The organism is Heyndrickxia oleronia (genome assembly GCF_017809215.1).
Classification (GTDB): Bacteria; Bacillota; Bacilli; order Bacillales; family Bacillaceae_C; genus Heyndrickxia; species Heyndrickxia oleronia.
The window spans coordinates 494,439-507,979 of record NZ_CP065424.1 but is presented as its reverse complement, the minus strand read 5'-3'; the positions used below and the strand labels follow the sequence as shown (position 1 = coordinate 507,979).

Genomic DNA, 13,541 nt, shown 5'->3' with positions numbered 1-13,541 from the left:
TTATTACACCTCTATATAGGTACACTCAACTATTGTTTAAAAATTTCCATATCACTACTGAAAAACACGAATTTAAACCTACTTTATCCCCCTTGTAAAAGGTAAAAAAAAGCAATATTAGTCTTAAAGTACCTAAGGAAGAGCATAAGTAAAAAAAACTAGTGGTATATTTACCCATATAATAATAAATATCCATTTAGGATATCCTTCTTTTTACATATGAAGCGTTTATTTTTATTGACAAAGCCAAAGACTAGAATGATACTAGACTTTAGCAATGAATCGTTTCTTGAATTTTGTCGGCTTTGAAGTCCTAATCATTTAGCAGAGAAAGGTCCTGCTAGAATTTAATATATAAAGATTTGACTCACGTACAAAATAAGCAATGATTATGAATCTAGCTTTATCATTTTTTAATTGGAGGGTTTAAATGCAAAAAACAAATACAAAAATGGTTACAATTGCCCTTTTTGTCGCTACTTTTCTAACCGCTATTGAAGGGACAATTGTCAGCACTGCAATGCCGACAATTGTAAGTGATTTAAAAGGGATCGAATTAATGAACTGGGTATTTGCGATTTACTTATTAACATCCGCAGTAACTGTACCAATTTTCGGCAAGCTGTCAGATTTATATGGTAGAAAATTTATTTTTATGATCGGCACTATTATTTTCCTTATCGGATCTGCACTATGTGGTTTAGCTCAAACAATGGAACAATTAATTATTTTCCGTGCAATACAAGGAATTGGTGCAGGTGCAGTCATGCCTGTAACAACGACGATCATTGCAGATATTTACCCATATGAAAAAAGAGCAAAAATTCTAGGTCTTATGGGAGCCGCTTGGGGAATAGCCGGAGTAATTGGACCACTTGTTGGTGGATTCTTCGTAGACCAATTATCTTGGCATTGGATATTCTATATTAATGTACCGTTTGGCATTCTTGCGATGTTAATGGTTGGTTTTGCTTTAAAAGAAAATATTGAAAAAACGAAAAAGAAAATTGATTTTGCGGGAGCAATTACATTTTCAATTGGTATGTTAGCATTGCTCTTTGCCCTGCAAAGAGGAGGAGATACTCATCATTGGACCTCACCTTCAATTCTTCTTACATTTGGGATTGGAATAGTATTATTAGTCTTATTTATCTTTATTGAATCAAAAGCAAAAGAGCCTTTAATTCCACTACAACTTTTCCGATTAAGGGCAGTATCCATCGCAAATGTTGTCGGTTTTCTTGCAAGTGCTGTACTTATCGGGATTACCGTTTATATCCCAATGTGGGTACAAGGGGTTACTGGACACGGAGCAACCATATCTGGTCTTATGCTCGCTCCTATGTCTATTACCTGGATGATTGGTTCCTTTCTTGGGGGAAGATTGTTATTAAAATATGGTGAACGGTTGACCGTCGCTATAGGTACTGCAGTTATTTTCATTTCAACCATTTGGTTAATGTTTTTCAATATTCATACGGCTGAATTTTATTTCTATTTATTAGCCGCTCTAATTGGAGTAGGATTTGGAATGGTAATGACTATTACTATGGTCAGTGCCCAATCCGCTGTTGATTGGTCAATGAGAGGTGCTGCAACGGCTTCCAATACATTCTTCCGGACATTAGGGCAATCTGTTGGGGTTGCTCTTCTTGGAACTTATTTCAACTCATCAATTTCAGTTAAAACAACTCAATCCAATGTGAATACTGAAAGCTTAAATCAATTGATTAATCCGAATCTCGCAAAAGAACTACCTGAACAAATACGTGCATCATTACGGGAAATTCTCGTATTCGGTTTACACCATTTATTTATCGCTATGATGATTATTGCTTTGGTTGGCTTTTTTATTTCGTTCCTTTTACCAAAGCTACGTGCAGAAAGAGAAGTTAACTAAAAAGGGGTTGTTATTAAGGGATTAATTCCTTGATAACAACCCTATTTTTTATACAATATTTTCAACCTGACTACTGACTACTAATAAATTTTCAGTTTACCGCTTGAAACCTTAGCATCTATCTTATACTCTCCTGAACCATGAGTGCCTTTGACTACTTTATCATTATTTTGTTTATTATTTAGCGGAAAATCACAAGAGAAAATTCCACTGCCTACCTCTCCATTTAAGGTAAAGCTCGCATCCTTCGGAAGATCAAGATTGGCCATTCCAGAGTTTACCTTCATCATAATTGAATCATTTAATTCTGCCATTTGAATATCCATTTTACCAGAAGAAAGTTTTGCATCAAGCTTTCCTTTATATTGATTCACATCTACAATACCCGACTCCATTTTAATTGTACCTGTTTTAGCAGTGATCGCATTTATATTAGATTTACCAGAAGACCCTTTATGGTAAAAACGCTGGACATCTAAGTTTTCCAGTTTCACTATTCCAGAGCCCATTTTCACATTAAGATTCTTTAGTTTCATAGGACTATTTTCAGCCTTCCCTGACATCACGATACGACCAGATCCAATAGATAGATCAATATCCTGATCGTAGCTTTCAGGGATATAAACATTTAATCTGCTTTTAGACCAGAAATTGATTCCGTCTAACCATTTCCGTTTTACTTCTATCCGAATCGTATTTCCACTACGATTCATGTTTAACTTCCCTTTTCCTGTTATTTCAGCCTTTATGTCCTCACGATCATCTGGAATGACTTTCACATCATAACTGCCAATATCTAAATCAATCTTATCAATATTCTTTATGGATTCCGTTTGTTCTCCTTTGTTCCCGAACGGAAACCATGACGCTTGCTTTACATTTGAACCGACAAAATATAGAACAATGAGTACAGCTAGAAAAAACAATAATTTTTTCATCCCTTATCTTCCTTCCTGTCAACTTCTTATTTTCATCATAAGGAATAATTCTACCTGCAACAATGTACTATAGATTTAAAAAAAGTTAAGACCTTAGACGTAGGATAAAAAAATCTTTCTCACTGTTTCTTTGTTAGAGCTAAATAATCCATCACAACTTTACGATGACTTTTTACAATTCCTTCTGGAAGTTCAAGCGGATCTATAAATTGACAATCATTTAATTCAGCCTGATCGACTACGATCGTACCACTATAATTTTCCGTGTAATAAGCAACTGTTACGGCAAAAAATTCATCACCATTTTCTGCCTTTATATATTGACTAGGTCCTGAATAAACATTTATCAACCTTAGATCCTCAACTGTTAACCTTGTTTCTTCAAAGACTTCCCTGCGAGCCACATCTTCAGTTGATTCCCCTAATTCCATTAAGCCCCCCGGCAAGCCCCATGATCCCTTTGGATATTTTCGTTGCTGTAATAAAATGCGGCCATGCTCATCAACCATGACAACTACTGCACCAACCAAAATTAATGGTCGATGACCAACCAGCTTGCGTATGTCTTCAATATATCCCAAATTTAATAACTCCCTTATTAGATTTTATATTCATCTACAGGTGTAATAGGCTCTCCACCAAGTAAAACTCTTATAAGATTCTCCGCAGCCAACTCAGCCATTTTTAGTCTTGTTTTCTTACTGGCACTTCCGATATGTGGCAGTGTGACTACGTTTGGTAATGATAATAACGGAGAATTCAGGTCAAGAGGCTCTTTTTCAAAAACATCTAAACCTGCAGCCCAAATTTCTCCATCCTTCAAGGCTTCATATAGAGCCTTCTCGTCAACAATCCCACCACGAGCCGTATTAATTAAAATAGACGAGTTTTTCATCATTTTCAATTCCCTTGCACCAATCATGTGATGTACTTCTGGGCTGTAAGGAATTAAAATACTAACAAAATCAGAGTTAATGAGAAGTTTATCTAAATCACAATATCCTAATCCCAATTCCTCCTCCAAGCTAGTCTTACGTGCACGACTGTAATAAAGGATATTCATTCCGAAACCTCTTGCTCTTCTCGCAACGGCTTGACCTATTCGACCCATACCGATTATTCCAATGGTCGATCCATAAATATCTTGACCGGTTAACTGCATAGGTGACCAAGTTTTCCATTGATCACTCCGTAAATATTCAGAAGCTTCCACTATCCTTCGTGCAGTAGCCATTAATAAAGCAAAAGTGAGATCAGCCGTTGTTTCCGTCAAAACACCAGGGGTATTAGTGACAATGATTCCCTTTTGTGAGGCGGCCTTCACATCAATATTGTTATAACCTACGGCTAGGTTACTAATAATCTTCAGATGGGATGCATATGAAAGAAGCTCTGCATCGATAGTTTCTGTTAAAAGACAAAGTAAACCATCTACATGCTGAATTTCTTGTATTAAAATCTCCCTTGGTACTGGTACATCTTCTTTATCCCACATACGTATATCTACATGGTCAAGCAAGTAATGATAGATTTTTTCAGGAATTTTTCTTGTAATATAAATTTTTGGTTTCATTTCATCACCCCATACTTACTTCTAGAAGGATGAATCATTTCCCTCTAATCCTTGAGATGATCATTTAAAATACTTTCCTCTAAAACAGTAGTGGTATCCCCATAAACTTTGGTAATATGTTTTTCTCCCCATGCACATAAAGAATCTAAAATACTTTGTAATGTCCAACCATATTCGCTTAATTCATATTCTACTTTCGGCGGGATTTGTTGATAGATAATTCGATTAATGACGCCATCCTCTTCTAACTCACGTAATTGTTGAGTTAACATTTTTTGTGTAATATTCGGCATTAACCGTTTTAACTCACTCGTGCGTTTTTTTCCATGTGTCAAATGACATAGAATCACACACTTCCACTTTCCTCCAATTACCTCAAGGGTTGCTTCTACTGAAATATTGTATTTCTTTTTTTGCATAATGATCCTCCTCTTCTAATAGGAACTAAAAAGTACCTATATTACTTTTGTGTTCCTATATAACAAAAAAGTGCGTACTTCCCAAACTTATTTCTATCTTCCATAATAGCATTTGCCGGTCGAATTATACTATAAGTTTTTATTAATATATATTTCCAAAAAACAAGGAGGAATGAACATGTCTTTAAATAAAAGACGAAGTACGATGGCATTATTAGCACTCGCAGTAAGTGCGTTTGCCATTGGTACAACTGAATTTATTAGTGTGGGTTTATTACCACTCATTGCAAATGACTTAAATATTCCCGTTACAACAGCAGGTTTAACGGTTTCCTTATATGCATTGGGAGTCACTTTCGGAGCTCCCATCCTAACATCTGTGACATCTAGGATGTCGCGCAAATCTTTATTACTGTGGATTATGATCATCTTTATCATCGGAAATAGTCTTGCATTTAGTGCAACATCTATTGGTGTTCTTCTTGTTGCACGTGTAATTGCAGCCTTTTCTCATGGAATATTCATGTCAATTGGATCAACCATAGCTGCGGATTTAGTACCAGAAAATCGCCGTGCAAGCGCCATTTCTATTATGTTTACAGGATTAACCGTTGCTACAGTCACCGGTGTTCCATTTGGTACATTTATCGGTCAACAATTCGGCTGGAGACTTGCCTTTTTATTAATTGTTATTGTCGGTGTTATTGGCTTTTTTGCAAACTGGTTTCTTGTTCCGTCCGATTTAAAAAAAGGAGAAAAGACATCCTTTCGGGATCAAGTTAAATTAGTAACAAATGGTCGGCTAATGCTCTTATTTATTATTACTGCCTTAGGATATGGAGGTACATTTGTTGTCTTCACCTATTTATCCCCTCTATTACAGGAAGTAACGGGATTTAAAGAAGGTACTGTTGCCGTTATTTTGCTCATTTATGGGGTCGCTATTGCTATAGGGAATATGCTAGGTGGAAAACTTTCTAATCGAAACCCTATTCGCTCATTATTTTATATGTTTATTGTCCAAGCTATTGTGTTATTTATTTTATCCTTTACTGCACCTTTTAAATTAGCAGGACTTATAACTATTCTTTTCATGGGACTGTTAGCTTTTATGAACGTTCCTGGTTTACAAACATATGTAGTTATTTTAGCTGAGCGATTTGTACCAAGCGCGATTGATGTTGCCTCCGCCGTAAATATTGCCGCTTTTAACGCTGGTATAGCGCTTGGATCCTATTTAGGTGGTATAATCACACATTCGATCGGGCTTATTCATACCGCTTGGATCGGCGCATTAATGGTACTTGGGGCTGTTATTCTTACTAGTTGGAGCTTGAAACTTGAGAAACAGGATCGTCAACGTAAAGTTAATTAATAAAACGATTGATAACTATAACTATTTTATCTATTAGGAGGAATTAAAATGATTCAACATTTACAGGATACAACAACATTGCATAATGGAGTAAAAATGCCATGGTTTGGGTTAGGAGTATTTAAAGTTCCGGATGGGGATACAGTAGTCCAGTCTGTAAAAGCAGCGATCATCAATGGATATCGAAGTATCGATACAGCAGCAGTATATGGAAATGAAGAAGGTGTTGGTCAAGGAATCAAAGAAGCACTTGATGAAACAGGACTTTCACGCGGGGATCTTTTCATAACCTCAAAGGTATGGAATGATGACTTTGGATATGAATCTACCTTAGCAGCTTTCGAAACTAGTTTACAAAAACTTGGATTAGACTATTTAGACCTTTACCTAGTCCATTGGCCGGTAGAGGGGAAATATATCGACACATGGAGAGCATTAGAAACACTTTATAAAGAAGGAAAAATTAAGGCCATCGGTGTAAGTAACTTCAACATTCATCATTTAGAAAGCTTATTGAAACATGCAGAAATCAAACCGATGGTAAACCAAGTAGAATACCATCCTCGTTTAACTCAAAAGGAACTCCATGAATTTTGTAAAGAACATGGTATTCAGTTGGAAGCATGGGCACCGTTAATGCAAGGAGGATTATTTGATCATCCTACATTACAAGAGATAGCAACGAACCATCAAAAATCAGTTGCCCAAGTTATCCTACGATGGGATTTACAAAATGGTGTTATCACTATACCGAAATCAACAAAGGAAAAAAGAATGATTGAAAATGCATCAATCTTTGACTTTGAATTATCTGAAAATGAAATGAAGCAAATTGATGCATTAAATGAAAATCATCGTGTCGGTCCCGATCCAGATAATTTCGATTTTTAACTCTATCCATTTTCAACTTAAATAAATAGGAAACTCTAAAAGGGTCTGACCTCACATATAAGCATATTCTAGAAAGAAACTACTTTTTACAGAACTAGAATATTGCATTGTGAGGTTGACCCTTTTTTCTTTTGGCTCTTTTTTGTTGCTATTTATTTAAGTAAAGTTTTAACGATTAACTATCGGCTGCAGATCGCTACACCTTTCATTTTACTAAGAAAAGAACGGCAATCTTCCATAAGAACCGCTGGCATCCTTTATTGGGTGTAAAAGCCGGCAAAAACAGCCTTTATTTATAACTGATCTAATGCCTGCTTAAGATCGTCCCAAATATCCTCCCACGCTTCAAGACCAACCGATAAACGAATCAGTTGATTAGTAATGCCCATTTTTATACGCTCTTCTTCAGGAACAACTGCATGTGTCATCGTTGCTGGATGCTGAATTAATGTTTCAGAATCCCCTAGACTAACCGCAATTTTTATTAATTGACAATGATTTAAAAACTGCTGTGCCTCTTCTTTAGTACCGTCAATCTCAAAACTGATCATTCCACCAGGATGCTTCATTTGTCTTTTAGCAAGTTCATACTGTGGAAAATCTGGATCACCAGGGAAGTACATCATTTTCACCTTAGGGTGTTTTTTTAGCTGATTCGCAATTTTAGTTGCATTCTCACAATGGCGATCCAAGCGAACCGGCAATGTTTTTAATCCTCTAATTAATAACCAAGCATCGAAAGGACTAATGATTCCGCCAATATCTTTAAGCGTCGTCATCATCATTTCGCTCAGTTCTTCCTTCCGACCTACGACCAATCCAGCAATCACATCTCCATGACCACCAATATACTTGGTCGCACTATGAATCACATAGTCACAACCTAGGGTTAAAGGCTGTTGTAAATAAGGAGAGCAAAAAGTATTATCAACAACAACAGGAATTCCCTTTTCCTTCGCAATCTGTACGACCATCTCTAAATCTACTAATTTCATCGTTGGATTAATAGGCGTTTCGATATAAATACATGTGGTATTATCCTTAATAGCAGACCTTACTGTTTCCTCATTTGAAAAGTTAATTAAATCATGACTAATCTGATGCTTATTTTCCATTAATTGAAGTAAACCAAACGTGCAGCCATAGATTCCTTCTGAACAAAGAATATGATCCCCTGTCTTTGTTAAATAAAAAAGGGTTGCCGAAACAGCAGCCATCCCAGATCCAAAGGCCAAAGCCATCTCTCCCTTTTCAAGAGCGGCAATCCTTTCTTCAAGCACTCGTACCGTTGGATTCCCTAATCGTGAATAAATATACCCCTCTGTTTCCCCCGCGAAACGCTTTTCCCCCTCTTCAGCAGTTGGAAAAGTAAAGGTTGACGTTTGAAATAATGGTGGCACAAGACTCCCTTCATGCTGCATGGAATCGTAGCCATTATGAATAACCTCTGTTTCAAATCGCTTCTGCTTTACCATCTAAGTGACCTCCCCTAAAAATATAAAGCTATATATCTATCATATGATAGATAGTTAATTATTGGAAGCGTTTTCAACTATTCTATTCATATCAAAAAAGGCTGCCTCAATGAAGAGCTAGCCTTTTACTGATCCTGCAAGTAATCCCTTAACAAAATACTTCCCTAATAGGATATAAACTAATAATGTTGGTAGTGCTGCTAGTACAGCTCCTGCCATCTGAACATTCCATTGTACAATTTGACTTCCTGATAAATTTTGTAATGCCACCATGATTGGTTGCTGATCCGAAGTGGTAATCGAGATGGCGAATAAGAACTCGTTCCATACATTTGTAAACTGCCATATTGCAACAACAACAAATCCAGAAATAGATAAAGGTAGCATAATATTAGTAAAAATTCGTAAAAAACCGGCCCCGTCGATTTTTGCTGACTCAATCATTGATAAAGGGATATTCGCATAAAAGTTACGAAACATTAATGTAGTAATTGGTATCCCATATACTACATGTACTAACACTAAACCTGGAATCGTATTATAGAGCTCTATGTTTCTTAAAAATTGGATTAATGGAATCAAAATGCTTTGATATGGGATAAACATCCCAAATAATATAAGCGTAAAAAGGACTTCCGATCCTTTGAATTTCCATTTTGAAAGAACATATCCATTCAAGGCACCTAACAAAGCAGAAAGTATGGTTGCAGGAATAACTAGATAAAGTGAATTCATAAAATTAGGCGCCAATTTTTCAAACGCTTGCCCATAACTGCTAAAATCAATTTCAGAAGGAAGCTTCCACATATTGACCAATGTTACTTCATCTAAAGGTTTAACACTTGTGACTAAAATAACATAAACAGGAATTAAAAAAAGACACGCAAGCAGGATAAGAATGATATAAATCAATGGTTTTGAAAAGCTCCTAAGCACCACGTTAATCACCTCTCCTACTCATTATTAAGTAAGGTACGATAAAAATAGCGACCGATAATAACATCATAATCGCAATTGCTGCCCCATTGGCATAATAGTTGCCACGGAAAGTCGTTTCAAACATATACACTCCTGGAACATCCGTAACATAATTCGCACCTGGTCCAGTCATAGCAAATATCAAATCAAATATTTTCAATGAAATATGAGCCATGATGATCACCACGCTTATTGTAATCGGACGTAAAAGTGGAATAATCACTTTTCTATAAACTTGAAATTCGGTTGCTCCATCCATCCGTGCCGCCTCTTTCAATTCATCAGGTATTCCACGAAGTCCAGCTAAATACATCGCTACCGAAAATCCTGTCATCTGCCAAACGGCTGCAATCACTACTGCAAGAATTGCTACAGGAACTCCCACTTCAATGTGACCTAACTTAAACCCTGCCAAAATATTTGTATCTGTATACCATAGAGGTTCAATTCCAAATTTCTTTAAAAAAAGATTAACACCAGTCGATGGATTTAAAATCCATTGCCATACCACACCTGTTACAACAAAAGATAATGCCATTGGAAAAAAGAAAATATTTCGAAATATCGATTCACCACGTATTTTTTGATCAAGAAAGATGGACAAGACGAGTCCCATCAATAAAACTAAGCCAATAAATAGAACGGTAAACACCACCGTATTACGGACATCTGCCTGAAAACGATAATCGTTAAATAAATACAAATAATTTTTCAAACCCGCAAATGAAAAATCTGGGACGAGCGTATTCCAATTACTTAACGAAACATATCCAGTCCATCCAATGAATCCATATACAAAAATAGCAATTAATATGATAGAAGGTAATAAAAAGCTAAGCGCTAAGACATGATCCTTTGTAAGCTTCTTTCTGCGTTTTTGTTTCGGATGAACAATAGCCGATTGATTCTTTATTATATTTGGTGTCTCCATTCGTGCCCTCCTCTCGGTACTCACTAGTAAATTGTTTTTGACTGGTTTTCTTCTTTTTTTGTTTGGTTCCTCGACTTTTGTATGGTTCTGACTCTTTTTTGTGTGGTTCTTCCTTTTTATTGATTGGTTTCTCTCTTTTTTTGACTGGTCTTTTCTATTTTTTGTTTGGTTCCTCTACTTTTGTATGTTTCTAGACCTTTTTTGAATAGTTCTTCCTTTTTATTGACTAGTTTCCTTCTTTTTTTGACTGGTCTTCTTTATTTTTTGTTTGCTTCCTCGAATTTTGTATGGTTCTAGACCTTTTTTGAGTGGTTCTTCCTTTTTATTGACTAGTTTCCTTCTTTTTTTAACGGGTCTTCTCTTTTTTTTGTTTGGTTCCTCGACTTTTGTATGGTTCTGGCTCTTTTTTGTGTGGTTCCTCCTTTTTATTGACTAGTTTCCTTCTTTTTTTGACTAGTCTTCTCTTTTTTTGTTTGGTTCCTCGACTTTTGTATGGTTCTGGCTCTTTTTTGTGTGGTTCTTCCTTTTTATTGACTGGTCTTCTTTATTTTTTGTTTGGTTCCTCGATTTTTGTATGGTTCTGGACCTTTTTTGAGTGGTTCTTCCTTTTTATTGATTGGTTTCTTTCTTTTTTTGACTGGTCTTCTCTTTTTTTGTTTGGTTCCTCGACTTTTGTATGGTTCTGGACCTTTTTTGAGTGGTTCTTCCTTTTTATTAATTGGTTTTCTTCTTTTTTTAACTGGTCTTCTCTTTTTTTGTTTGGTTCCCCGAATTTTGTATAGTTCTGGCTCTTTTTTGTGTGGTTCTTCCTTTTTATTGACTAGTTTCCTTCTTTTTTTGACTGGTCTTCTCTTTTTTTTTTAGTTCCTCTACTTTGGTATGGTTCTGGCTCTTTTTTGTGTGGTTCTTCCTTTTTATTGATTGGTTTCTCTCTTTTTTTGACTGGTCTTCTCTTTTTTTTGTTTAGTTCCTCTACTTTGGTATGGTTCTGGCTCTTTTTTGTGTGGTTCTTCCTTTTTATTGATTGGTTTCTCTCTTTTTTTGACTGGTCTTCTCTTTTTTTTGTTTAGTTCCTCTACTTTTGTATGATTCTGGACCTTTTTTGAGTGGTTCTTCCTTTTTATTGATTGGTTTCTCTCTTTTTTTGATTGGTCTTCTCTTTTTTTTGTTTGATTCCTCGACTTTTGTATGGTTCTGGCTCTTTTTTGAGTGGTTCTTCCTTTTTATTGACTAGTTTCCTTCTTTTTTTAACTGGTCTTCTTTATTTTTTGTTTGGTTCCTTTCCAAATCCTAATGACTCATATTCATATTTCAAAAAGAGGAAGAGAAAGCTCTCGTCCTCTTTTATAGAAACTTATTTATTTCAACTCAGCCTGAGCAGTTTTGAGTGAATTTAATAGGCTATCTACATCTAATTGTGTTACAAAAATATTGACTGCTTGATTTGCCTTTGTTAAGAATCCTTCAGCTGCTGCGGAACCATGAGCTAGGCTTGGAGCCAGTTCAGCAGTTTTGAAGTCTTCGATCGTTGACTTTCCGTAATCATCATATTTTGATGTGTCGGCATCTACTCGTGCTGGAATGGAACCTTTTAAAGGATTAAAAGCATCTTGCCCTTCGACAGATCCAAGAACACCTAAGAATGTTTTAACATCTTCAGCATTTCCCACTCCTTTTGGCAGACCAAATGTATCTGTTATTACTGTGAATATTCCTGATGAGTCAGGAGTTGTTGTATAGCCAAAGTCTTCATTCAATGTAAGTTTTAAATCATTTACGAAATACCCTTTTGCCCAATCTCCCATTATATTCATCGCTGCATCTCCATCGGCTACTAATTGAGAAGCGTCTTGCCAGTTTCTAGAGCTGTGATCTTTATTGATATATCCCATCATTTTCTTAAAAATTTCTGCTGATTCCTTCACTTTCGGGTCATCAAAGGCAAGCTCCCCTGTCCAAAGCTTGTTATATCCATCGACACCAAGCTTTGCTACCAATACATTTTCAAAAATTTGTGTGGCTGTCCACGGTTCTTTATCACCTAATGCTAATGGAGTAATCCCCTTTTCTTGTAATTTATCTGCTACAGCAAAAAATTCATCAAATGTTTTTGGTACTTCCAATCCATTGTCTTCAAATACTTTTTTGTTGTACCATAATACATTTCCACGATGAATATTTACGGGAACAGAATAGATATTGCCATCTTTGCTTACCATATCAATTAATGATTGTGGGAATTTATCACTCCAACCTTCTTTTTCATATACATCATTGATTGGTTCCATTTTTCCCGCAGCAACCCAGCCTTCATTCAATTCCGCTCCTCCATGAACCTGGAAGGTAGATGGTGGATCATCCCCTTGCATTCTACTCGCCAGTACAGCTTTTGCATTGGTTCCTGCACCACCAGCTACAGCTGCATTTTCAACTGAAATATCTGCATGCTTTTCCTTAAATAATGCTAATAATGCCTTTAATCCATCCTCTTCACCTGCACCTGTCCACCAACTGAAGATCTCAAGTTTTTCCTTTTTCCCCTTAGATTTCTCACCATCGCTGCTGGAGTTTTTTGAACTACAAGCACTTAATGCAAATACGAGAATAATAGCCAGCATGACAAAAATACTTTTACGTTTCATACTTCTTCCCCCTTTGTTCACTGTATTTAACAACTCCTACACTCATAATTTATCAAACTAATTCTTCCTGAATGCATGTAAGCGCCTTCATTATCTTGCGAATATCTGTATTATTTTGTTGTGCACTTATCTCCTTTTAATAGCAGAAAAATAGTAAGCCTTTGCATAAGAATAAATGGTATAAAATAATACAATTTTGTTGTATATTGGCGAACAATAGGTTATTATAACCAAGTCGCTAGTTAAAATGAACTAAGAATATGTGAGATAAAGGCAAACTATTTGAAAAAATAGGACGCAAAACCTAGGGTCTAAGGTTGGATAGATAATTATCCATTCATACTATGATCGCCTGGCTACCTAATCATTGGCTATTTCACAATCCGGGATAGTCTCTTTGTTATATACATAAACCAAAA

Annotated in this window: 11 protein-coding genes and 1 riboswitch; of the genes, 3 read left to right on the top strand and 8 right to left on the bottom strand. The window is 36.0% G+C overall.

Translation table 11 applies throughout. The features are described from left to right. The first annotated feature begins 430 nt into the window (after nt 1–430). Nucleotides 431–1,900: an MDR family MFS transporter gene (locus I5818_RS02615; RefSeq protein WP_078109148.1), complete on the top strand. Its 1,470-nt coding sequence runs from the start codon at nt 431–433 to the stop codon at nt 1,898–1,900. A gap of 80 nt (nt 1,901–1,980) precedes the next feature. Here the strand turns inward: I5818_RS02615 and liaG are convergent, their stop codons facing one another. The 4 genes from liaG to I5818_RS02595 form a co-directional block, all read right to left on the bottom strand. Beyond that, nucleotides 1,981–2,838 carry a LiaG family protein gene (gene liaG / locus I5818_RS02610; RefSeq protein WP_078109149.1) on the bottom strand — a complete coding sequence of 286 codons (858 nt, stop codon included), beginning with the start codon at nt 2,836–2,838 and terminating at the stop codon, nt 1,981–1,983. A gap of 119 nt (nt 2,839–2,957) precedes the next feature. After that, nucleotides 2,958–3,419 carry an NUDIX hydrolase gene (locus tag I5818_RS02605; protein ID WP_078109150.1) on the bottom strand — a complete coding sequence of 154 codons (462 nt, stop codon included), beginning with the start codon at nt 3,417–3,419 and terminating at the stop codon, nt 2,958–2,960. A 17-nt stretch (nt 3,420–3,436) separates the two neighbouring features. Further along, the gene (locus tag I5818_RS02600) at nt 3,437–4,411 is read right to left on the bottom strand and encodes a 2-hydroxyacid dehydrogenase (protein WP_078109151.1); all 975 of its coding nucleotides are present in this window, start codon (nt 4,409–4,411) and stop codon (nt 3,437–3,439) included. A 44-nt stretch (nt 4,412–4,455) separates the two neighbouring features. Continuing rightward, the gene (locus tag I5818_RS02595) at nt 4,456–4,830 is read right to left on the bottom strand and encodes a winged helix-turn-helix transcriptional regulator (protein ID WP_058004091.1); all 375 of its coding nucleotides are present in this window, start codon (nt 4,828–4,830) and stop codon (nt 4,456–4,458) included. Between the two features lie 178 nt (nt 4,831–5,008). Here I5818_RS02595 and I5818_RS02590 point away from each other — a divergent pair, with 178 nt between their 5' ends. Together I5818_RS02590 and I5818_RS02585 are read left to right on the top strand one after the other, a co-directional pair. Continuing rightward, nucleotides 5,009–6,205 carry an MFS transporter gene (locus I5818_RS02590; RefSeq protein WP_078109152.1) on the top strand — a complete coding sequence of 399 codons (1,197 nt, stop codon included), beginning with the start codon at nt 5,009–5,011 and terminating at the stop codon, nt 6,203–6,205. Nucleotides 6,206–6,253: 48 nt separating this feature from the next. Further along, the gene (locus tag I5818_RS02585) at nt 6,254–7,096 is read left to right on the top strand and encodes an aldo/keto reductase (RefSeq protein WP_078109153.1); all 843 of its coding nucleotides are present in this window, start codon (nt 6,254–6,256) and stop codon (nt 7,094–7,096) included. A 293-nt stretch (nt 7,097–7,389) separates the two neighbouring features. On the opposite strand, the gene megL is transcribed toward I5818_RS02585, so the two are convergent. The 4 genes from megL to I5818_RS02565 form a co-directional block, all read right to left on the bottom strand. After that, the gene (gene megL / locus I5818_RS02580; RefSeq protein WP_078109154.1) at nt 7,390–8,571 is read right to left on the bottom strand and encodes a methionine gamma-lyase; all 1,182 of its coding nucleotides are present in this window, start codon (nt 8,569–8,571) and stop codon (nt 7,390–7,392) included. Between the two features lie 117 nt (nt 8,572–8,688). Then, nucleotides 8,689–9,507, bottom strand: coding sequence for a carbohydrate ABC transporter permease (locus tag I5818_RS02575; RefSeq protein ID WP_071975448.1), 819 nt, complete (start codon nt 9,505–9,507; stop codon nt 8,689–8,691). A gap of 4 nt (nt 9,508–9,511) precedes the next feature. After that, entirely contained in the window at nt 9,512–10,480 is a 969-nt protein-coding gene (locus tag I5818_RS02570; RefSeq protein WP_078109155.1) for a carbohydrate ABC transporter permease, read from the bottom strand. Nucleotides 10,481–11,838: 1,358 nt separating this feature from the next. Then, nucleotides 11,839–13,122 carry an ABC transporter substrate-binding protein gene (locus I5818_RS02565; RefSeq protein ID WP_078111266.1) on the bottom strand — a complete coding sequence of 428 codons (1,284 nt, stop codon included), beginning with the start codon at nt 13,120–13,122 and terminating at the stop codon, nt 11,839–11,841. 262 nt (nt 13,123–13,384) lie between these two features. Further along, nucleotides 13,385–13,486, top strand: a riboswitch (cyclic di-GMP riboswitch). Nucleotides 13,487–13,541: the final 55 nt, after the last annotated feature.

What these genes read in the sequence shown, in the direction of transcription:
- I5818_RS02595 (WP_058004091.1), bottom strand. Translation starts at nt 4,830, where the DNA reads ATGCAAAAAAAGAAATACAATATTTCAGTAGAAGCAACCCTTGAGGTA.
- I5818_RS02585 (WP_078109153.1), top strand. Translation starts at nt 6,254, where the DNA reads ATGATTCAACATTTACAGGATACAACAACATTGCATAATGGAGTAAAA.
- I5818_RS02565 (WP_078111266.1), bottom strand. Translation starts at nt 13,122, where the DNA reads ATGAAACGTAAAAGTATTTTTGTCATGCTGGCTATTATTCTCGTATTT.
- I5818_RS02615 (WP_078109148.1), top strand. Translation starts at nt 431, where the DNA reads ATGCAAAAAACAAATACAAAAATGGTTACAATTGCCCTTTTTGTCGCT.
- I5818_RS02590 (WP_078109152.1), top strand. Translation starts at nt 5,009, where the DNA reads ATGTCTTTAAATAAAAGACGAAGTACGATGGCATTATTAGCACTCGCA.
- I5818_RS02600 (WP_078109151.1), bottom strand. Translation starts at nt 4,411, where the DNA reads ATGAAACCAAAAATTTATATTACAAGAAAAATTCCTGAAAAAATCTAT.
- I5818_RS02570 (WP_078109155.1), bottom strand. Translation starts at nt 10,480, where the DNA reads ATGGAGACACCAAATATAATAAAGAATCAATCGGCTATTGTTCATCCG.
- megL (WP_078109154.1), bottom strand. Translation starts at nt 8,571, where the DNA reads ATGGTAAAGCAGAAGCGATTTGAAACAGAGGTTATTCATAATGGCTAC.
- liaG (WP_078109149.1), bottom strand. Translation starts at nt 2,838, where the DNA reads ATGAAAAAATTATTGTTTTTTCTAGCTGTACTCATTGTTCTATATTTT.